The sequence below is a fragment of the Rhizobium sp. BK098 genome (assembly GCF_014193155.1).
In the GTDB taxonomy this organism is placed as follows: Bacteria; Pseudomonadota; Alphaproteobacteria; order Rhizobiales; family Rhizobiaceae; genus Rhizobium.
Genome location: NZ_JACHYY010000008.1, coordinates 1 through 20628, shown reverse-complemented (window position 1 = coordinate 20628; position 20628 = coordinate 1). Strand labels below are relative to the sequence as shown.

Below are 20628 nucleotides of genomic sequence, written 5' to 3'. Positions count from 1 at the left end.
TTCCAGCGGGTCGGTATCCATGATCGTTTCCTTCGACATCGGCGGCAGCGCCATCAAAGGCGGCATCGCCCGCTCCATGACGGATATCGTTCCGCTGGCACGGCGCCCGACGCCCAGGCATGACTTCGTCGAATTCGTTGCCGCCCTGCACGACGTGATCGCGGAGGCGCAAGACAAGCCGGATTGCCTCTCCTTCTCGATCGCCGGCGTCGTCGATCCCGATACGCAGGCACTCACCTGCGCCAACATTCCCTGCATTCACGGCCGACACCTTGCCGCTGACCTCGAAGCGGAACTCGGCTATCCCGTGCTGATTGCCAACGATGCCGATTGCTTCGCCATGGCCGAAGCCATGTCGGGCGCAGGCCGTGGCCATCGCATCGTGTTCGGCGCCATTCTTGGCACCGGCGTCGGTGGTGGCCTTGTCGCTGATGGCCGGCTGGTCAATGCAGCCGGCGGCTTTGCCGGGGAATGGGGCCACGGCCCGATCATCGCCTCCCTTGCCGGCAATCCGCCGGTTGCCATTCCCGCCTATCCCTGCGGCTGCGGCCAGAAGGGCTGCGTCGACACGGTCGGTGGCGCCCGCGGTATCGAACGCCTGCACAAGACGCTTCACGACCTGGAACTTTCCAGCGAAGAGATCATCGGCGACTGGCTGAAGGGCGAAAGCCGCGCGGAACGCACGATCGACGTGATGGTCGATCTGGTCGCCTCGCCGCTGGCGCTGACCATCAACATAACCGGCGCGACCATCGTGCCCGTCGGCGGCGGCCTTTCCAACGTCGAACCGCTCCTGGTACGACTGGACGAGGCAGTACGTGCCCGCATCCTGCGCAAGTTCGGCCGGCCTCTCGTCGTGCCGAGCGAGTGCAAGCTGGAACCTGGCCTCATCGGTGCCGCTCTGCTGGGCCTGCAATATGCCGGAGAGCGCATCCATGCTGCTTGAGGTCTGCGTCGAGGATATTGCCGGCCTCAAGGCCGCTGTCGAGGGCGGCGGCGATCGCATCGAGCTTTGCAGCGCGCTTCCTCTTGGTGGGCTGACGCCGAGTGCCGGGCTGATGGCCGCAGCGGCGAGGATGCCCGTCCCGGCATACGCCATTATCCGTCCGCGCGCCGGCAGCTTCGTCTACTCGGCGGATGAACTTGAAATCATGAAGCGCGACATCGATGCGGCGCGGACCGTCGGTCTGGCAGGCGTCGTGCTCGGTGCCTCCCTGCCCGATGGGCGACTTGATGTTGACACGCTCTCGGCTCTCACCGCCTATGCGGAAGGCCTCGGCAAGACGCTGCACCGCGCCTTCGATCTGGTGCCCGACGTCGAGGAAGCCGTCGATGTCGCTATCTCCCTCGGCTTCGAACGCATCCTGACATCCGGCGGCGCAAAGACCGCGGCGGAAGGGCTCGCCGTGCTCGAACAGGCGATTGCAGCCGCCGCTGGTCGCATCTCCGTCATGCCTGGCTCCGGCGTGACGCTTGCGACGGTCGGCCAGTTATGGCCGCACCTGCAGATCAGCGAGATCCATGCCTCCTGCTCGGCACCCGTCTCCGAGACGGATGAGCGAGCCATCACCCTTGGCTTCTCGGCGCCATCGGCCCGCCGCACGGATGCCGCCACCGTCAAGGCACTCAAGGCATATTTCGCGTAGAACAGACTACACAGGGACGTGCTGCGGTTCTGCGACAAGAACATGCAAAAAGCCAGAAAAACCGGCTGCCCAAGATCGCGGTCTGCTTTGAGCAACATCATGAATTGACAAAGAAACATTAGAATGATCAATCGTTCATAAACGCATATGCTGTAGCCATGAACATGGCTGCGCAACATACAGTTATTGCAGCAAGTAAGTTTCCTCGGGAGTAGCTGTGATCTGAACCATGTCGGTGGCGCCACCTCGCAAGAAAAGCAGAGCTGTCTTTTGGATTGCCGCCGTTGTCATCGGTTCGATCATCCTCGCAACCGCGCTCCTGGCTAACGATATGCGCAATCTGCGAGCGCTGGATGATCGTTATCATCTCAATCTTTTTCCGAAACCGGAACAACACGCAGCAGCGCCGACTACGCCCGTGCAGGAACCACAGCCATCTCATGCAGCCACGCCTCCGGCAGCGGCGCCAAAGACATCAGCCCCGGCATCAAGCAGCGTCCGCGTCAAGCCGGCGACCGTCACCGCCAAGCCATTCGTCAAGAAAAGATCCCATCTACTGGACGAGCCTATCGACGCTCTGCTGAGTGCCTTCGTGCGAAGCTGGCGGATATCGGGCCAGACGCTTTGCGCTGATCTCCAGAAATTCGGCCTATCCGTGGGCGAATGGCGGCAAAGCGAGCTGGGGACCGGCACTTCGGAGTGCAGCTATGCCGTTCAGAAGGGCGCCTATGGCGATCCCAAGGCGGCTTCCTTCTTCATCATCGCCAGGGGCAAACCATCAGGTGAAATCGATGCCATCCGCATCAAGGTCATCATGCCGGACAATGACGACGGAAAGGCCGTTGCCGGCACTTTTGTCGATACTGTCGTCCTATTGCTGAACGAGACCCATTGGTTGGACTTTCAGGCCGCGCTCGAGGCAATCGGCAAACTGCAGGACGTGACGCTGCAAGCCTTCGGCGCCAAGCTTGCCTTCTTCAAGGAATTCCAGAGCAACAACAATTTCAATCTGCAGCTGGAATTGCGCAGAACCTCGCCGGAGCAGCTCCGAACCGCGATCGTCTTCGACAAGGCACGCTGGACATTGCCCTCTCCCCCATCAACCAACTGATCATATGGATTTCCGGGAATTCAAGAGGCCGTGTTCCTGTTGCACCGCGCCAGGGATGATGCTCATATAGGCAACGATTCCGATGGCCGGCGGATCACCGGCCGCCAGCACCATGTTTCCCGAGAGCACGAGGCGGTTTCCGAAGGGATCCATGCAAATCGTCAAACGCGCCGGTCCCCAGCCGGGCGTTGGAAAGCCGTTACATTCCATGGATTCGATAGATCCCAATCCGCAGGGTCAGACTTTTGCGGTCGAACGCAATCCTCGCCTGCGCTACATCATCCCCGCCGTGGTCGCCGTCGCCTTCCTGATGGAGCAGCTGGATTCGACCATCCTCGTCACCGCCGTTCCCGATATCGCCAAGAGCCTCGATACGACGCCCCTTCGCATGAATCTGGCTGTCACGACCTATATTCTAACGCTTGCCATGTTCATTCCGGTGAGCGGCTGGTTTGCGGATCGCTTCGGCGCCCGGCGCATCTTCACGCTTTCCCTTTTCATCTTCACGATTGGCTCGATCCTCTGCGGGCTGGCGACCAGCCTGCCGATGCTCATCGCCACGCGCGCGTTGCAGGGCTTTGGCGGCGCGATGATGACGCCGGTCGGGCGCCTCATCCTCATCCGCAGCTTCCCGCGCAGCCAACTCGTGACTGCCATGACCTACATGACCCTGCCAGCCGTCATGGGACCTGTCATCGGCCCGGTACTTGGCGGCTTCCTGACGACCTATCTGTCCTGGCGCTGGATTTTCTGGGTAAACCTGCCCTTCGGGCTGATCGGCATGGCCATGGCGCTGCGCTATGTCGAGGATACCGAACGCGACGCGACGATCAAATTCGATTTTCCCGGCTTCATCATGGTCGGCCTCGGCTGCGTGCTGCTGCAATACGGCATCGAAAATATCGGCCGGCCGACGATCCCCGGCTGGGCTATTGTCCTCACGCTTGCTGCCGCGGGTCTGCTGCTCGTCGGTTTCATCCGCTACGCAAAAACGGCGGCGTCGCCAGCCGTGGATCTCACCCTCTTCAAGCTGCGCACCTTCCGCATCGGTACCCTTGCCGGCGGCATCTGTCGTGTCGGGCTTAATGGCGTGCCCTTCCTGCTACCGCTGATGCTGCAGATCGGCTTCGGCTTGAGCCCGATCGTCTCGGGCACGCTGACCTTCGTCAGCGCCCTAAGCGCGCTTGCCGTGCGGCCGGTCTCGGCAAAACTGCTGAAGCTCTATGGCTTCGATCGCATGCTCACCTGGAGCGCCGTATTCGGTGCCGCCGTCGTCGCGGGCTTCGCATTGATCACGCCCGACACGCCGCACTGGTTCATCATCGTCTATGTTTTCATCTTCGGGCTGGCGCGGGCCGGTCAGTTCATGACGTCCAACACGCTGTCCTATTCCGATACCCCGGCGGCACAGCTCAGCCGCGCGACCAGCTTGGGCGGCGTGCTGCAGCAATTGAGCGTCAGCTTCGGCGTCTCCGTCGCCGCCATGCTACTGGGGCTGGTGACCTTGGATGGATCGCCGCTGACGCCGGAAAAATTCCACATTGCATTTTTGCTGATGGCGGTCATCCCGCTGCTCGGCATACCCGGCTTTCTGAAGTTGCAGCCTGAGGATGGCATGCAGGTGAGCGGCCACCACCGGCTGCCGAAGACATAAAACGGGGATAGAGGTGTTTACGCCGCCAGCGCCGAAGACCGTGGATGCACAAGATGATCGCGCAGCACCGCGCCCGAGCGATCGACCTCTTGCATCAGCACGTCGTAGCTCCAGAGATCGGCCAGATGCTGCAGCACGCGCTTGGCATCCATGTCGTCGAGCATCGCGCCGTTCAGCACCGTATGCTTGACCAGCAGCCGCCTATCGCCGGCAAGATCCACATCGACGATCTCGATATGCGGATCGATCCAGCCGACATCATATTGCCGTGACAACTCGCGGCGGATACGCCGGTAGCCGCGCTCATCATGAATGGCTGCAACCCTCAGCCCCTCTTCCTCCTCGGGATCATCCGTCAGCTGGAACATGCGCATCTTGCGCATCAGGTGCGGGCTGAGGAACTGCGCAACGAAACTCTCGTCGCGATAATTGGCCCAGAGATCGCGCAGCACCGCCATGGCATCGCCGGTGCCGGCGATTTCCGGGAACCATTGGCGATCCTCTTCCTCCGGCTTCGTTACGATGCGCTCGATATCCTGCATCATGGCAAAACCGATCGCGTACGGGTTGAGGCCGGAATAACGGGGATCGTTGAAGGTCGGCTGGAAAACCACGTTGGTATGCGATTTCAGAAATTCCAGAAAATCGCCGTCGCCGATGCCGCCAAGCTCGTGCAGCCGCGTCATGATGCGATAGTGCACATAGGTCGCCGTGCCCTCGTTCATCACCTTGGTCTGGCTCTGCGGATAGAAATATTGCGCGACATGCCGCACGATGCGGATGATCTCGCGCTGCCAGGGTTTCAGCCGCGGCGCCATCTTTTCCAGGAAATAGAGGATGTTCTCCTGCGGCAGACCGGCCAGCGCACGCCGGCGCTCCAGATCGAGATCATGGGTCTTCTTGCCAGACCCGGCCGGAACCGTGCGCCAGAGATCGTTGAAGATCTTCTCGTCATATTCGCGCCGCTCGCGCTCGCGCTTCTCCTCGTCGCGCAGGTCCGGCGTCTTCTTGCCCGCATAGCGATGCACGCCATGCGACATCAGCGCATGCGCGGCATCCAGCGTGCGCTCGACCGCGGCGTGACCGTAGCGCTCCTCGCAACGCGCGATATAGCTCTTGGCGAAGTTGAGATAATCGAGAATGCCTTCGGCATCGGTCCAGAGCTTGAAGAGATAATTGTTCTTGAAGAAATGATTATGGCCGAAGGCGGCATGCGCGATGACGAGCGCCTGCATCGTCGCCGTATTCTCCTCCATCAGGTAGGAAATGCAGGGCGAGCTGTTGATGACGATCTCATAGGCAAGGCCGCGCAGGCCCTTGCGGTAGAAGGCCTCGTGATGGGCGAAATGCTTGCCGAAGGACCAGTGCTTGTAGAACAGCGGCATGCCGATCGAGGAATAGACGTCGAGCATCTGCTCGGCAGTGATGATCTCGATCTGATTGGGATAGACATCGAGACCGAGTTCGCCGACGGCGATCTTCTCACAGGCATCGTGAATTCGCTGGATGGTGGCGAAATCCCAGTCCGCACCTTCGAAAAGCCGCTCCATCGATGCCTTCTTTGCCATTATCCGCTCCTTGTTTCCGCCGTCCGGCGCTGGAAGAGATCGTGGAAGACCGGATAGATCTGGCTGCGATCGCTGACACGCCGCATGGAAAGCACCGGCCATCCCGCCTGCAGCCGTTCGTAGAGCGACCAGATCGCCGAGCCGGACGAGATTGCGACGCTGCGCGATTCCCCCACTTCGAGATAGGCGAAATATTGGCAGACGGGCAGGATCTCGCTCGTCATCAGCGCTGCCGTCGTCGCATTGTCTGAATAGGCGTTGTCGCCGTCCGACGCCTGGGCGGCGTAGATGTTCCAGTCGGACGCCGGGAAGCGGTCACGCACGATCCGCCGCATCGCCTCGAGCGCGCTCGAAACCTGGGTGCCACCGGTTGCAGGGCTGCGGAAGAAGGTCTCCTCGTCCACCTCCTCGGCGACGTCAGTGTGGCGGATGAAGACGATCTCCACACGGCGATACTGCCGGGTCAGGAAAATATAGAGGAGCATGTAGAAGCGCTTGGCGAGATCCTTCATATGCTCGGTCATCGAACCGGAGACGTCCATCAGACAGAACATAACGGCCTGTGCCACCGGTTTCGGCTCGTTCTCGAAACGACGATAGCGAATGTCGATCGGATCGATATAGGGAATGCGCCGGACCTTCGATTCCAGCCTCTTGATCTCTTCTTCGAGCTGTGCGCGGCGCTTCTCGTCCGTGCACTCCTCGGCCTCCTCGATGAGCTTTTCGACCGTTTCCGGCTTCGGGCGATGCAGCGCGACACGGCGCATCATCGCAAGCCGCATCGTACGGTTGATGGCGAGATTGGCGGGAGATCCCGTCACCGAATAGCCCGAGCGCACCGGGTTGATCTGATCCGCCGACATCAACCGCCGCTTGGCAAGATCGGGCAATTCGAGATCATCAAGGAAGAGATCGAGGAACTCATCCCGCGTCAGGATGAAGCGGAAGGCATCCTCCCCAGAGCCGTCACCACCGGCGCGACCTTTGCCGCCGCCACCTTCTGGCCGCGGCAGAACATCACCTTCGATGAAGTCCTTATTACCGGGAAGAATATGTTCCTTCAGGCCCTCTGGGCCACGATGGAACCGAGGTTCCTCGGTTCCATCCAGGGGAATGCTGACTTCGCCACCCTTCAGAATGTCCTGAATGTCGCGATTTTGAGAGGATTCATAGACCGCTCTCTGCACCAGCGCTTTTGCTCTTCGCAAAAATCGTTGACGATTTTCCAGACTTTTTCCGCCTGGGTTCAGGCGTCTGTCAACAATGTGCATTCCTTCTTCCTTGGTGGCTCATCCCGCCTGTTTCACACGCATGTACCATTCCACAAGGCGCCGGACCTGCCGCTCGGTGTAACCCCGCGCGACCATCCGCTCGACGAATTCGCCATGTTTCTTCTCCGTCTCGCCATCCTTCTTGGAACCGAACGAGATGACGGGCAGAAGGTCCTCGACCTGGGAGAACATCCGCTTTTCGATGACTTCACGGATCTTCTCGTAGCTGGTCCAGGACGGGTTCTTGCCGCCGTGGCTCGCTCGCGCCCGCAGGCAAAACTTGACGACCTCGTTGCGGAAATCCTTCGGATTGGCGATGCCGGCCGGCTTCTCGATTTTGGTGAGCTCCTGGTTGAGAAGCTCGCGGTCCAGAAGCTGGCCTGTATCGGGATCCTTGAAGTCCACATCCTCGATCCAGGCGTCGGCATAGTCGACGTAGCGATCAAAGAGGTTCTGTCCGTAATCCGAATAGGATTCCAGATAGGCCTTCTGGATCTCGTTGCCGATGAACTCCGCGTAGCGTGGTCCGAGTTCGCTCTTGATAAACTCGATATAGAGCTTCTCGGTTTCAAGCGGCAGCTGTTCGCGGCGGATTGCCTGCTCCAGCATGTACATCAGATGCACCGGATCGGCACCGACTTCTGTCGTATCGTAATTGAAGGTCGCCGCCAGCACTTTGAAGGCAAAACGGGTAGAGGCCCCATCCATACCTTCATCGACACCGGCCGTATCGCGATATTCCTGCACGCTGCGCGCTCTCGGATCGGTCTCCTTCAGGCTCTCGCCGTCATAAACCCGAAGCTTGGAGAAGGCGGTCGAATTCTCGTGCTTGGAAAGCCGCGTCAGAACCGTGAAGCGGGCGAGAGTTTCCAGGGTCGACGGCGCGCAGGGCGCGTCGCTGAGCTCGGATTCCTCGATCAGCTTCTCGTAGATCTTCTGCTCTTCGGTGACCCTGAGGCAATAAGGCACTTTCACCACGCAGATACGGTCGATGAATGCCTCATTGTTCTTGTTGGCCTTGAATGTCTGCCATTCCGACTCGTTTGAGTGCGCCAGGATAATGCCGGAGAAGGGTATCGCACCGATATTTTCCGTACCGATGTAATTGCCTTCCTGCGTCGCCGTCAGCAACGGGTGCAGCATCTTGATGGGCGCCTTGAACATTTCGACGAACTCGAGAATGCCCTGGTTGGCACGGTTCAATGCGCCGGAGTAGCTATAGGCATCCGGATCATTCTGCGCGAGACTTTCGAGCTTGCGGATATCCACCTTGCCGACCAGCGAGGAAATGTCCTGGTTGTTCTCATCGCCCGGTTCCGTCTTGGCGACGGCAATTTGCCGCAGCCTTGAGGGCTGTATCCTGACGACGCGGAAGCGGGAAATATCGCCTTCGAACTCTTCCAGCCGTTTGAGGCACCAGGGGCTCATAAGCCCGGTCAGACGCCGACGCGGAATGCCGTAGCGCTCCTCGATCATCGGCCCCATGGTGACGGGATCGAACAGGCTGAGCGGGCTTTCGAAGACCGGGCTCAGCTCGTTTCCGGCCTTCAGCACATAGATGGGATGAACTTCCATCAAGGATTTCAGCCGCTCGGCAAGCGATGACTTGCCGCCGCCGACTGGCCCGAGCAGATAGAGGATCTGCTTGCGCTCCTCCAGCCCCTGGGCCGCATGTCGGAAGAAGGCGACGATGCGTTCGATCGTCTCTTCCATGCCGAAAAAGCCCGAAAAAGCCGGATAAGTCCGGATGGTCCGGTTCATGAAAATACGCCCAAGCCTTGTATCCTTGGCCGTATCGATCAGCAGTGGTTCGCCCATGGCTGCCAGTAGCCGCTCTGCCGCATTTGCGTACATGAGCGGGTCATCCCGGCAGGCTTCCAGGTATTCTGAGAATGACATCTCGACTTCGCGCCGTGCTTCAAAAGTACGGGCGAACGTGTTGAACAGAACATCGTTGTTTAACATGGCGCCTCGGTAGCTTGCTATTGCAATTAACGCCGGCTTTTACGAGATCACTTTATCCCGCCATATCTAAAGTGCGGTATGACTCGCTTCGAATCAATAGGTGATCTGTCAATAATTCGTACGCTTGATTCCGAATGTCATCAATATCTTGATGGGATCATGCACCGAATTAATGAAACACAACCATAAGATGGTTGCGATCAAAACACCGCACGCAAAAATCTTCACTTCAATGACCAAGCATGCACGGCGGGCACTCATCCGAAAACGCGATCTGAACGAAGAATTGGTCGAAGCCAGCGTCGCGCTTCATTGTCCGCATGATTTGGGAGAAAAGATGGTGCCCAGCGCCGGAATCGAACCATTCTACCATTCGTAGACATTCTAGCATGTCATGTCGCAATTGTATCGATATCGCAGCCGCGCAGTTCCGATGCAGGCAGGGTCTACCGATCAGGCAATGAAGCACGTCGGGACGTGTTCGATTACATCGAGATGTTCCACAAGCCGAAACGCAAACACGTCAGGAACGGGATGCTATCGCCTGTCGCGTTCGAGAAGCAGCAAAAAATCTGACCCGAGATCTCTACGAAACTCGGGGCTATTCAATCTCTCCCAATGACAGAGCCAAAACAGTAAGTTACCGCTAAAATTAACAATCAAAAATATTATGAAAATTTTCTAAAAAATGTGATAGTATGCCTAAATCCTAGAAAATAATTATAACAAGGAGCCAAAATGCAAAACGTTCTTATTGCCAACACAGTACGACGCTCGATGCGCATGCTGATAGAGACCTCTGTCTTGATCGCTGGTGCGGCGGCTATTCTCAGCCTCAGCCTTCCGTCAGTTCATCTTTGGTTGTGATCATGTCAAAACGTTCAAAGCGGTTCCAATGCCCCATCAGAGAGAAAACCGACACGGTCTTCCGTCCCATTACAACAGGTGACGTTGCCGCCCGAATCGAGAAGGCTGCAATGCTTAAGGCCCTACGGATCGAGCGCGATCGGCCAACGCGTCCTCAAACTGTACTTTAGCCGCCCCCCTGAATCCGGAAGCATTCAATAGTTCCTTTGGGCGCTTCCAGCGCTAGGCTGGTTGAAAGGGATACCATGGAGCGTTTGCAACGCCTCTCCAATGACACTTTGATGCCGAACGATTTGGACAAAGTTCGAATAGTGTTTAATGAGGTGGTAAAGCAGGCATGGTTCGATCCAAATGACTATAGTAAGGAAGGTTTTGAATCAAAGCTGATCGTTTTGTTTCAATGCGGCATAGTCCGCTCTGATCAACTGACCAAGGTCGCCTTTCTTTTGGCGCTGAACGATTTCTGTCATGACGCCGAACGTTCAGCGAGCGAAGCTGAAAGCCGCTTACAAACACTCTCCCTCCATCGGACGAGCGCCGTTGGCTATTTGGCTTTGAGCTGCGAGCCATGATCCTGAGGATCGCGGAGGAGTTGGCCTCCGCCGCGCCCATCGAACCGCCGAAGGACCTGACCCCGAAGAGAGCATCGTTTGATAATTCTTCCGACTTGATAGTCGTATGGACGCAGAAGCGTACTCCACCCTCGTTCCGAGGTCGCCAGGACCGACCAGGCATCCGACAGAAGTGGAAAATTTCGAAAGTTGGTAGTGGTGCCCAGAGCCGGAATCGAACCAGCGACACGCGGATTTTCAATCCGCTGCTCTACCAACTGAGCTATCTGGGCATCCGTGCTTCGCGTCGAGAGAAGAGCCGTGAAAGGCGCTGGGCGGTTGGTTCACCCCGGAAGCGAGCGGGGTTATAGCATCTTGTTCGGCCATGTCCAGCCGCAAATGACTCTTTTTTGACAGGAAATCGAATTTTGCCAATTCGCGAACAAAATGAGGAGGTTCGCAACATAGAACCTCTTTGGAAAACCTCATTCAGTCCTGATGGGAGCCGTCGGCCTTCGTCTCGTCTTCGGTCACTGGGATGGCATAGGAGCCGTTGAGCCAGCGCGAAAGATCGACGGAACGGCAGCGATCCGAGCAGAAGGGATAGTGCTCGCGCACCGACTGGCGGCCGCATTCCGGACAGGGACGCGTCTTGCGCAGCGGCTCGACCTTCGAGCCAACCTTGATCTCTTCAGCCTTCGTCATCAGCTCTATCCTTCCTGCCATCCGGCGTGGACGTCGAACCCCTCGCCCGCGAGCAGCAGCATGGTCTCATAAAGCGGCAATCCGACGACATTGGTGTAGGAACCGACCAGCTTCTGCACGAAGGAGCCTGCAAGCCCCTGTATGCCGTAGGCCCCGGCCTTGCCCCGCCATTGTCCGGAGGCGAGATACATGTCGATGTCGCGGCCGGAGAGCCGCTTGAAACGCACCTTGGTCTCGATGACCTTCTGGCGCGCCTTGCGGTCCGGCGTGATCAGGCAGATGCCGGTATAGACGACATGGCCGCGCCCGGAGAGCAGATGCAGCGCCGCAGCCGCTTCATCGACGAATTCCGCCTTGGGCAGGATGCGCCGTCCGACGGCAACGACCGTATCGGCCGAAAGGATATAGCTCCCCTGCCAGGCGGCATCGCTCTTGATAGCCGCAAAGGCTGCATCACCCTTCTCCGCCGAAAGCCGCCGCGCCAGCGAGCGCGGATGCTCCGCCTTCTTCGGCGTCTCGTCGATGTCCATGGGCATAAGGCGCGCGGGCTCGATGCCTGACTGATGCAGGAGCTCGACGCGACGCGGCGATCCGGAGGCCAGTATCAGCTTGTGTTTCAACGCCATCAGATCTCGACCTGTCATGCGGGAATGAGAGCCGGCTCCGGAGCATGATGCCGAAAAATGTCGGGGCATCCGGCTCCAGCGAGCGGCGTACTATTTGAAACGGTAGGTGATGCGGCCCTTGGTCAGGTCGTAAGGGGTCATTTCCACCAGCACCTTGTCGCCGGCCAGAACGCGGATGCGGTTCTTGCGCATGCGGCCCGCGGTGTGGGCAATGATCTCGTGCTCGTTTTCCAGCTTCACGCGAAAGGTTGCGTTCGGCAGGAGTTCGGTAACGACACCGGGAAATTCGAGGACTTCTTCTTTCGGCATTAAAGCTTCTTTTCCTGTCGGTTGAGGTCGGCGCCCGTGACAAAAAGGCTGGGTCGCCGGAAATTTGGGCGGAAACTACACAATCGCCGCGGTTTTGTGAACCACGTTGATAAGGGTTTCTGCATTTGTTTCACTTGCGGCTCTAAAGCGAACCACGATGTTCCACAAGCCTGCTCTCGATGAGACCGAGAAGATAGTCCCTTACGCCGCGATAGGCATCGAGAATCTGCTCGCGGGTTCCGTCCGTGGCGGAGGGGTCTATCGTCGGCCAATAGATAACGTCGACGGCATTGGCCCGCGTCAGTTCCAGCGCGGCGTGATGCGCCTCGGGAGAGAGCGTGATGATGACATCGAAGAAATCGTCCTCCAGCTCCTCCATGGTCTGCGGCTGGCGCCGGCCGAGCGAAAGCCCCATCTCGGAAAGCACGACATCGACGAAGGGATTGCGCTCGCCGGCACGCACGCCGGCCGAGGCGATATAGGTGCCCTGCGGCAGCATCTGCCGAGCGATCGCTTCGGCCATCGGCGAACGGATGGTATTCAGGCCGCACATAAAGAGGATGGCACCGGGGGATTTGCCCCCGGACGACCTGCCATTGTGCTCGATCGCCTGCGGCTCGTCCATGGCAATCACCCGCGCCAATAGAGCACGCAGACGAGCGTGAAGAGCCGGCGCGCCGTGTCGAAATCCACGCTGATCTTGCCGTTCAGCCGGTCCATCAGCGTCTGCGAGCCTTCGTTGTGGATGCCGCGCCGGCCCATGTCGATCGCTTCGATACGGCTTGGCGTGGCCGAGCGGATCGCCTCGTAATAGCTCTCACAGATCATGAAATAGTCCTTCACGATCCGGCGAAACGGCGTCAGCGACAGGATATGGGTGGCGACAACGCCGCCATCTTCCATGCGGATGTCGAAGACCAGCTTCTGGTCGACCAGCGAAAGATTGAGCAGATAGGGCCCGCCCTCATGCCCGACGGGCGTGAAGCTGTTTTCCTCAATCAGGTCGAAAATGGCGACGGCGCGCTCATGCTCGACATCGGGCGTCGAACGGCCGATCGTGTCGTCGAGGACCACATCGCTCAGCCGGAAGACGCCCTTGGTCATGCCTTACCCCTCGAGATTGAGGCGGATCGCGACCGATCGCGCATGTGCATCCAGCCCCTCGGAATTGGCAAGCGCGATCGCCGCCGGCCCGAGTGCACGAAGCTGATCCGGCCCAAGCCGCAGGATCGAGGTGCGCTTGACGAAATCGAGCACCGAGAGCCCGGAGGAAAAGCGCGCGGAGCGGGCCGTCGGCAGCACATGGTTCGAGCCGCCAACATAATCGCCGATCACCTCCGGCGTATGACGGCCGATGAAGATCGCGCCGGCATTGCGCACGCCGGCAAGCAGCGGCTCGGGGTCGTCGACCGCAAGTTCCAGATGCTCGGCGGCGATCCGGTTGGCAAGCGGAATGGCCTTCTTCAGATCGGAGACCAGGATGACCGCGCCGAAATCCCGCCAGCTCGCTGCCGCCGTCTGCGAGCGGCTGAGCTGCTTCAGCTGCCGCTCGACCGCCGCTTCCACGGCTCTGCCAAATTCGGCATCGTCGGTAATCAGGATCGATTGAGCACTTTCGTCGTGCTCGGCCTGCGCCAGCAGGTCGGCGGCGATCCAATCCGGATCGTTGTTCTTGTCGGCAATGACGAGTACTTCGGAAGGGCCGGCGATCATGTCGATGCCGACGGTGCCGAAGACCTGGCGCTTGGCTGCGGCAACATAGGCATTGCCCGGGCCGGTGATCTTATAGACCGGCTCGATCGTCTCGGTACCGTAGGCAAGCGCGGCAATCGCCTGCGCGCCGCCGATACGGTAGATTTCCTCGACGCCGGCCATGCGGGCGGCGGCAAGCACGGCCGGATTGACGGCGCCATCCTTGGTCGGCACGGCGATGACGACGCGGTCGACACCGGCGACCTTGGCCGGCACGGCATTCATCAGCACCGAGCTCGGATAGCTAGCCGTACCGCCGGGTACATAGAGGCCGACGGCCTCGATCGCCGTCCAGCGCGATCCCAGGCCGACGCCGAGATCGTCCTCATAGATATCGTCCTTCGGCAGTTGCCGGCGGTGATGCGATTCGATGCGGGTGGCGGCGACCTTCAGCGCGCCCAGGACCTCGGCCGGAACGGCGGCAACGGCCGCATCGATCTCGGCTTCGGTGACGCGCATCGGTGTCACGGCGAAATCGATGCCCTCGAATTTCTTGGAATAGTGAGCAAGGGCGGCATCGCCCCGCGCCCGCACATCGTCGATGATGCCGCGCACCACCGCATTCACATCCTCGGACACTTCCCGCTTGGTCGTCAGGAATGCGGCGAACTGCTGCTCGAACCCTTCCGACGCCTGATCCAGCCAGATAGCCAAACTGATATTCCTCTTTCACTGCGGCCGCCTGCGGCGGCAAAAATCCAAACGTCGCTATCTATTCGCCCGCGTCGGGATGTCGAGGCTTATGGGCCGTTTCCCATGCGCCGCCGATATCCGCGAGCTGGGCCTCGATGCATTCGACATCAAGCGCAATCGTGGCGTCGGCCGCAAGGGCAAGCTCGATCGTGCCGTCAGGCCCCTCGCCCTTCTGCTCGAAGCGGATGGCAAGCAGCGACAACACCTCATCACGCTTGCGCCGGTCGATGCCACTGGAGCGGACTGCCTTGACGCGCTTGAACACCAGCGCGGAACGATGGCGTTCGTAAGGCTTGCTGCGCTGATCCGACTGCTCCCACACGAAACGGTTGGCCGCGAGCGAAAACTGCTCCTGCTTCGGCGCAAAGGACATGTCGCCGACCTTGAAGACGCTATCCTGCATATAGGCAGAGATGACATCCAGGTCCTCGGTGTCGAGTGCCATTAGCTTGAGATCGCTCATTCGTCCTTTTATCCCTAATCGCGCCAATAGAGCGTTTCTGCTTTTCTTCGAATCGCGAAAACGCTCTATCCTTTCTACTTACGCAATTCCGGACGGAAAACCGCTACGCACTTTTCCTGGAATTGCTCTAGAACGCCCGGCAAGCACGATTGCCGAGGTTTCTCCATTCTGGACATAAAATGCGAGCGCAAAAGACGCAACCGAAGAAAGCGGGGTTGTCCGCTCTCTTCTCGCCGATGGATGGAAATAGGCCGGATCCCGCAAAATGCTGTCGCGCTTTTGCGACAGCGGGATGCAAAAACCGGAGCGCTGCTCGGGGGGGTGCGCGACGATCTTAGTCGCTGATGCGCTCGACCACTGCACCACAGCGCGTCAGCTTGTCTTCGAGCCGCTCGAAACCGCGATCGAGGTGATAGATGCGCGACACCAGCGTCTCGCCTTCGGCGGCAAGGCCAGCGATCACGAGCGAGACGGAAGCGCGAAGGTCGGTCGCCATCACGGGCGCGCCCTTCAGCTTCTCGACGCCCTCGATGCGGGCCGTCTGGCCGGAAAGGGAAATCTTCGCGCCGAGGCGGGCCAGCTCCTGCACATGCATGAAGCGGTTTTCGAAGATGGTCTCGGTGATATGCGAGACGCCCGAAGAGCGGGTCATCAGCGCCATGAACTGCGCCTGCAGGTCTGTCGGGAAGCCGGGGAACGGATCGGTGACGACGTCGACCGGCTGGATACCGCCGCCATTGCGCATGACGCGGATGCCGTTGTTGGTCGGCGAAACCGTGGCGCCGGCGCGGCGCAGACTTTCAAGCGCCGTGTCGAGCAGCGCCACATCGGTGTTTTCGAGCGTGACGTCGCCGCCGGCCATGGCGACGGCCATGGCATAGGTGCCGGTCTCGATACGGTCGGGCAGCACGCGGTGACGCGCGCCGGAAAGCGAGGTAACGCCCTCGATGGTGATCGTGCTGGTGCCGGCGCCGGAAATCTTCGCGCCCATGGCGATCAGGCAGTTGGCGAGATCGACGATTTCAGGCTCGCGGGCAGCATTGCCGATGACGGTGGTGCCGCGGGCAAGCGTGGCCGCCATCATCAGCACATGCGTCGCACCGACGGAAACCTTCGGGAAATCATAGCGGGCGCCGATGAGGCCGCCCTTCGGCGCCGTGGCGTTGATATAGCCGCCGTCGATTTCCATGGTGGCGCCGAGCGCCTGCAGGCCTTCGATGAAGAGATCGACCGGACGCGTGCCGATGGCGCAGCCGCCGGGCAGCGACACGCGCGCCTGGCCCTCGCGGGCGAGCAGCGGTCCGATGACCCAGAAGCTCGCGCGCATCTTGGCGACGAGCTCATAAGGCGCGGTCGTATCGACGATGGTGCGGCAGGTGAAATGGATCGTGCGGGAATAGCCGTCTTCCTGGCGCTCGCGCCGGCCGTTGACGGCGACATCGACGCCGTGATTGCCGAGAATGCGCATCAAAAGCTCGACATCGGCCAGATGCGGCACGTTTTCGAGCGTCAGGGTATCGCTGGTCAGAAGCGAGGCGATCATCAGCGGCAGCGCGGCATTCTTGGCGCCGGAGATCGGAATGATACCGTTGAGCTCGTTGCCGCCGACAATCCTGATACGATCCATATAAGCAATACGGGCGAGGCCCGCCTTTCCTGATAGTTCCGAGCGCCCGGGTTGCGGGCGCCGAGTTTTGCGCACCTAAGTTTCGTGCACCTTGGTAAAAGGCGCTCTTTAGACGAAATAGATTAACGCATCAATTCGTTTGATGATGGACGACATCAATCATTGCGATTCGTCCCTTTTTGCGGCGGAATCGGCATTATCCCCAGCCTTTGCAGCCGGCAGCCCATCCGTCTCGTCCGCCTGGCCGGCGCGCCGCGCCCGGACCTGCTGCTTGCGGCGGGACAAGTTCTCCCGCAGCTTCTGTGCCGCGCGCTCGCGCCGCCGATCGGCCTCCGTGACCTGCCTGCCGCTCACGGGCTCGCCCGCCTCGCCGCTGGCCCCACTTGGAGCAGAACCGCCCTGCAAAGCCTGCCCTTCATCGATTTTCGTCTTGTCCGCACCCATGTCTTCCTCATAGCGGAAAACCTTAGGCGTCAAAAGACCGACACATTTTTTCCAACGATCTTTCACAGAACTTGCAATTTGCGGCTTGCACTCCGCCCCGACCTATGGCAATAGCCGCCTCGCCCAATACGGCGCACGACACCGCGCCACGGAATGCTGCTATAGCTCAGGGGTAGAGCACTCCCTTGGTAAGGGAGAGGCCGAGAGTTCAAATCTCTCTAGCAGCACCATCTTACCCCATTGATTTCATTGAAGCCCTTGCATTCCAGAGGCTTTCGTACATTCTTCCGTTACAAATCGCGTTACAAAACGGAAGCTAGATGGCCCGCCAGCCCAGATATTTATTGAACAGAGAAGGTCGCTATTTCGCCCGTCTCGTCATCCCTAAAGATCTACGTCCTTATCTCGAAAACAGGACAGAACTTCGCGAAGCGCTGGGACCGGACCGCCGACTTGCTCTCATACGGCTCCACAGTGCCGTTGCCAATCTACAGCACAAGCTTCATCTGGCGGAAAGGCGGGCCGAGCAAGAAAGCGGCATTCGCGCCGCACCCGGCCGATACCCGCTCACCCCAGAACAGATCGCAGCCCGAAACTATCAAGAGCGGCTGTCGCTTGATGACTACTTTCGGAGAAGCGGTGCCGGCTGGCCCGCCGTCGGCATCAATGACATTTACGTCTCAGATCTCCGTGCGGGCATAGCTGGTAAGCTAAACGATCAGGCTCTCCTTGAGCTTATTGGTGGCCGGCTAGAGCGATATCGCCAACTCGGCAACACAATAGCAGAGTTCGGCACCGATGAATGGCGTGATGTAGCGCGTGCCCTTTGCATATCCGAGCTCGAGGCTTTGGCGCGTGTCGCTGAGCGGGACGAAGGCGACTATTCTGGCGAGCCGGCGCATCCAGTCATTCGGAGGTCGATGTCCGTCGAAGAGGAACTTCCGCCTGTGCCGATGGAGCAACTTTTCAATCGCTACATGGCTGAGCTGAAAGCAAACGGCAAAGGCGCCGGCGCAGAGAAGCGCTGGCGCCCTATTATCGAAGATCTCGTGAAATTCACTAAGATCTCAGATGCCAAGAAGCTTACCAAAAAACACATCGTCGAGTGGAAGGACGCGAAAATCACCACACTTGCTCCTCGCACAGTCAGGGATGTCTACCTGACGGCTGTGAACGCTGTGTTGAACTGGGCCGTCTCAAACGACCTGCTCGAGACCAACCCGGCCAGGGACGTGAAGCTGAAGGTAGCACTCAAGCCGGTGACACGCCCCAAGGGCTTTACCCGCGAAGAAGCGGTTGCCGTATTGAAATTCTCTCTCGCTTACGAAGCTCCCAAATCTGACAATCCGCAGACACGCGAAAAACCGGGCACCAGCGCGGCCAAGAAGTGGGCGCCACTGATCTGTGCGCTGACGGGCTCACGTATTTCAGAGATTACACAATTGCGGAAGGAGGATGTACGAGAGGATAATGGTGTCGCCTACATCAGGATCACGCCGGACGCCGGGAAAGTGAAGAATCGACAATACCGGGACGTTCCGCTGCATCCGCAGATCATCGAAAAGGGCTTTCTGAAATTCGTGCAGAACTCACCTGGCGGAGCCTTGTTTTACCCTCCTATGGAGGGCAAGAGGACCGCGGACCCCGCTCAAACGGTCTCTGGGCGAATTTCCAATTGGCTTCAAAAGAACCATGTCATTCCTGACGGCGTTTCGCCCAATCACGGTTGGCGGCATGCGTTTAAGACATTCGGCCTCGAGGCCGGGATCGATGGCCGAGTTCTCGACGCGATACAAGGGCACGCACCGCGCACCGCAGGCGAAAATTACGGTGACGTGACGATTTCGGCAAAGAAGATTGCCATCGACAAGCTCCCATCATTCGCTGTTTGATCGACGGCGCACACCGTCGCAATGCCTTGTGATCTCGCACTCCTGCACGGGCGCTAGCGAACTGATGGAATCGACAAAGGAGAGCTTGCCTTGATTAGCAGAGACGAACTCTACGAACTCGTTTGGTCCAAGCCCATGACCAAGGTCGCCGAGCAATTCGAAGTGTCAAACAGCTACATGGCCCGCGTTTGTGCTTCGCTGAATGTCCCCCGCCCGGAGCGCGGCTATTGGGCGAAGCTGGCTGTCGGGAAAGCACCATCACGCGAGGACCTTCCTGAGGCTCGACCTGGTGATCAGCTTTCTTGGTCCAAGGGAGGAGAGCTTAGCACTCCAGAAAAACCTCGGCGTCATCACCGTTCGGTTAAGGCTCCGCCTGCTTCTTTGGAGGCACGTTTGGCAAAGTCCGGCACTCACGCGCTGGTGCAAAGTGCCCGAGAACATTTCGAAAATGGCCGGCCGGTCAAGGACGGCGCCTACCTCAAACCGTACAAAAAGGTGCTTCTCGATGTGACGACCTCCAAAGCTTGTTTGAGCAAAATCCTTGGCTTCGCCAACAATCTCTTCAATTCGCTTGAGACGGCAGGGCATCGTGTGGTTCTGGCCCCATCTGATCAGCGATTTTCGCGACCACGGATCGACGAGCGCCAAGATACCGGCAAACAGCGCAACCATTATCAGAATAGCCTTTGGTCGCCGGGGCGCTCGACTTTAGTGTATGTCGGAACGATTCCCATCGGCCTCGCGATCGTGGAGACGTCCGAAGAGGTGCTCATGCGTTATATTGGTGACAGCAAATACATCCGCGAGGCGGACTACGTTCCTCCGAAGGCTTCCCGATATGCGAGAGATTTTACCTGGACTACAAACAAGGAGATCCCCTCCGGGCGGCTGAGACTTATGGCATACAGCCCCTATCATCGTGTTTCCTGGTCCAGTCGTTGGGACGAGACCGCAAATTCCACCTTGGAAAAGACGCTCTCCGCCATCGTAAAGGCTATAGAAGGGGCGGCGGTCGAGCTTGCTACTAGACTTGAGGAAGCGGACCGCCGGGCTGAGATAGCTCGCCAAGAGCAACTCGCAGCCCAGGAGCGCCGGGCGAAGGAGGAGGATCAACGTCTGGTCGAAAAATCTTCTCGCGAAAGCCGGGAGCATTTGACCGAAATTATTCAACGATGGTCTCACGTGATTGGAGTGGAACAGTTTCTGAGGGGCGTAGAGGAGCGTGCTGCTATGCTAGTCGACGACGAGCGAAGACACGTGCTGGAAAGACTTGCGCTCGCTCGCGACTTCCTAGGCAGCCAGGATCCACTGGACTTTTTCCTGGCCTGGAAGACGCCATCTGAGTTTTACAAACCTCGATACAATGACCCAGAGGATGCCTCCCAACTCTAGGCCCTGTTGACAAAGTATGGCAGCCATATTTTGGCTGCGGCCAAAGCGAGGAATGCCGAGAATGATTTTTGGGTCTTATCGTATCTGGTGGC

The 20628-nt window shown here is 59.1% G+C and carries 19 protein-coding genes, 2 tRNA genes and 1 pseudogene; 9 read left to right on the top strand and 13 right to left on the bottom strand.

What is annotated here, in order from left to right; genetic code table 11:
* The first annotated feature begins 19 nt into the window (after window positions 1–19).
* From FHT73_RS20110 to FHT73_RS20095, 4 genes are all read left to right on the top strand, one after another.
* Entirely contained in the window at window positions 20–946 is a 927-nt protein-coding gene (locus FHT73_RS20110) for an ROK family protein (RefSeq protein ID WP_183714228.1), read from the top strand.
* The gene (locus FHT73_RS20105; protein WP_183714226.1) at window positions 936–1646 is read left to right on the top strand and encodes a copper homeostasis protein CutC; all 711 of its coding nucleotides are present in this window, start codon (window positions 936–938) and stop codon (window positions 1644–1646) included. The genes FHT73_RS20110 and FHT73_RS20105 overlap by 11 nt, the downstream gene beginning before the upstream one ends.
* Before the next feature lie 229 nt (window positions 1647–1875).
* Window positions 1876–2757: a DUF6030 family protein gene (locus FHT73_RS20100; protein ID WP_112602959.1), complete on the top strand. Its 882-nt coding sequence runs from the start codon at window positions 1876–1878 to the stop codon at window positions 2755–2757.
* 208 nt (window positions 2758–2965) lie between these two features.
* Window positions 2966–4411, top strand: coding sequence for a DHA2 family efflux MFS transporter permease subunit (locus tag FHT73_RS20095; RefSeq protein WP_112602963.1), 1446 nt, complete (start codon window positions 2966–2968; stop codon window positions 4409–4411).
* 17 nt (window positions 4412–4428) lie between these two features.
* Here FHT73_RS20095 and FHT73_RS20090 read toward each other — a convergent pair whose 3' ends face one another.
* From FHT73_RS20090 to FHT73_RS20080, 3 genes are read right to left on the bottom strand one after another with little or no spacing between them, the layout of a single operon-like run.
* Window positions 4429–5979 (bottom strand): SpoVR family protein, encoded by a 1551-nt coding sequence (locus FHT73_RS20090; RefSeq protein ID WP_112602965.1) that lies wholly within the window; start codon window positions 5977–5979, stop codon window positions 4429–4431.
* Window positions 5979–7250 (bottom strand): YeaH/YhbH family protein, encoded by a 1272-nt coding sequence (locus tag FHT73_RS20085; protein ID WP_112335235.1) that lies wholly within the window; start codon window positions 7248–7250, stop codon window positions 5979–5981. The genes FHT73_RS20090 and FHT73_RS20085 overlap by 1 nt, the downstream gene beginning before the upstream one ends.
* Before the next feature lie 18 nt (window positions 7251–7268).
* The gene (locus FHT73_RS20080; protein ID WP_112335236.1) at window positions 7269–9215 is read right to left on the bottom strand and encodes a PrkA family serine protein kinase; all 1947 of its coding nucleotides are present in this window, start codon (window positions 9213–9215) and stop codon (window positions 7269–7271) included.
* Between the two features lie 441 nt (window positions 9216–9656).
* Here FHT73_RS20080 and FHT73_RS20075 point away from each other — a divergent pair.
* Together FHT73_RS20075 and FHT73_RS20070 are read left to right on the top strand one after the other, a co-directional pair.
* A pseudogene (locus FHT73_RS20075) lies at window positions 9657–9791 on the top strand (IS3 family transposase); the annotation flags it as partial.
* 536 nt (window positions 9792–10327) lie between these two features.
* On the top strand, window positions 10328–10654 hold the full coding sequence (locus FHT73_RS20070; RefSeq protein ID WP_183714223.1) for a hypothetical protein: 327 nt from the start codon (window positions 10328–10330) through the stop codon (window positions 10652–10654).
* Window positions 10655–10850: 196 nt separating this feature from the next.
* Here the strand turns inward: FHT73_RS20070 and FHT73_RS20065 are convergent.
* The 10 genes from FHT73_RS20065 to FHT73_RS20020 form a co-directional block, all read right to left on the bottom strand.
* Window positions 10851–10926: transfer RNA gene (locus tag FHT73_RS20065), tRNA-Phe, on the bottom strand.
* Between the two features lie 196 nt (window positions 10927–11122).
* Window positions 11123–11338: a DNA gyrase inhibitor YacG gene (gene yacG, locus FHT73_RS20060; protein ID WP_183714220.1), complete on the bottom strand. Its 216-nt coding sequence runs from the start codon at window positions 11336–11338 to the stop codon at window positions 11123–11125.
* Between the two features lie 5 nt (window positions 11339–11343).
* Window positions 11344–11964, bottom strand: coding sequence for a Maf-like protein (locus tag FHT73_RS20055; protein WP_112335240.1), 621 nt, complete (start codon window positions 11962–11964; stop codon window positions 11344–11346).
* A gap of 90 nt (window positions 11965–12054) precedes the next feature.
* Window positions 12055–12273, bottom strand: a complete 219-nt coding sequence (gene infA, locus FHT73_RS20050) for a translation initiation factor IF-1 (RefSeq protein WP_004117876.1) — start codon at window positions 12271–12273, stop codon at window positions 12055–12057.
* A gap of 142 nt (window positions 12274–12415) precedes the next feature.
* Window positions 12416–12898: a low molecular weight phosphatase family protein gene (locus FHT73_RS20045; RefSeq protein WP_015341223.1), complete on the bottom strand. Its 483-nt coding sequence runs from the start codon at window positions 12896–12898 to the stop codon at window positions 12416–12418.
* 5 nt (window positions 12899–12903) lie between these two features.
* The gene (locus tag FHT73_RS20040; RefSeq protein ID WP_112602971.1) at window positions 12904–13377 is read right to left on the bottom strand and encodes a UPF0262 family protein; all 474 of its coding nucleotides are present in this window, start codon (window positions 13375–13377) and stop codon (window positions 12904–12906) included.
* A gap of 3 nt (window positions 13378–13380) precedes the next feature.
* Window positions 13381–14679, bottom strand: a complete 1299-nt coding sequence (gene hisD / locus FHT73_RS20035) for a histidinol dehydrogenase (RefSeq protein ID WP_183714217.1) — start codon at window positions 14677–14679, stop codon at window positions 13381–13383.
* A 58-nt stretch (window positions 14680–14737) separates the two neighbouring features.
* Window positions 14738–15181, bottom strand: coding sequence for a DUF2948 family protein (locus FHT73_RS20030; RefSeq protein WP_183714214.1), 444 nt, complete (start codon window positions 15179–15181; stop codon window positions 14738–14740).
* A gap of 334 nt (window positions 15182–15515) precedes the next feature.
* The gene (murA, locus tag FHT73_RS20025; protein ID WP_112335243.1) at window positions 15516–16808 is read right to left on the bottom strand and encodes a UDP-N-acetylglucosamine 1-carboxyvinyltransferase; all 1293 of its coding nucleotides are present in this window, start codon (window positions 16806–16808) and stop codon (window positions 15516–15518) included.
* A gap of 159 nt (window positions 16809–16967) precedes the next feature.
* On the bottom strand, window positions 16968–17162 hold the full coding sequence (locus tag FHT73_RS20020) for a hypothetical protein (protein WP_183714732.1): 195 nt from the start codon (window positions 17160–17162) through the stop codon (window positions 16968–16970).
* Window positions 17163–17407: 245 nt separating this feature from the next.
* Here FHT73_RS20020 and FHT73_RS20015 point away from each other — a divergent pair.
* From FHT73_RS20015 to FHT73_RS20005, 3 genes are all read left to right on the top strand, one after another.
* Window positions 17408–17482, top strand: a tRNA-Thr gene (locus FHT73_RS20015).
* Between the two features lie 90 nt (window positions 17483–17572).
* Window positions 17573–19144, top strand: coding sequence for a tyrosine-type recombinase/integrase (locus FHT73_RS20010; RefSeq protein WP_183714211.1), 1572 nt, complete (start codon window positions 17573–17575; stop codon window positions 19142–19144).
* A gap of 90 nt (window positions 19145–19234) precedes the next feature.
* Window positions 19235–20536, top strand: a complete 1302-nt coding sequence (locus FHT73_RS20005; protein WP_210290440.1) for a hypothetical protein — start codon at window positions 19235–19237, stop codon at window positions 20534–20536.
* The last annotated feature ends 92 nt before the right edge of the window (window positions 20537–20628 follow it).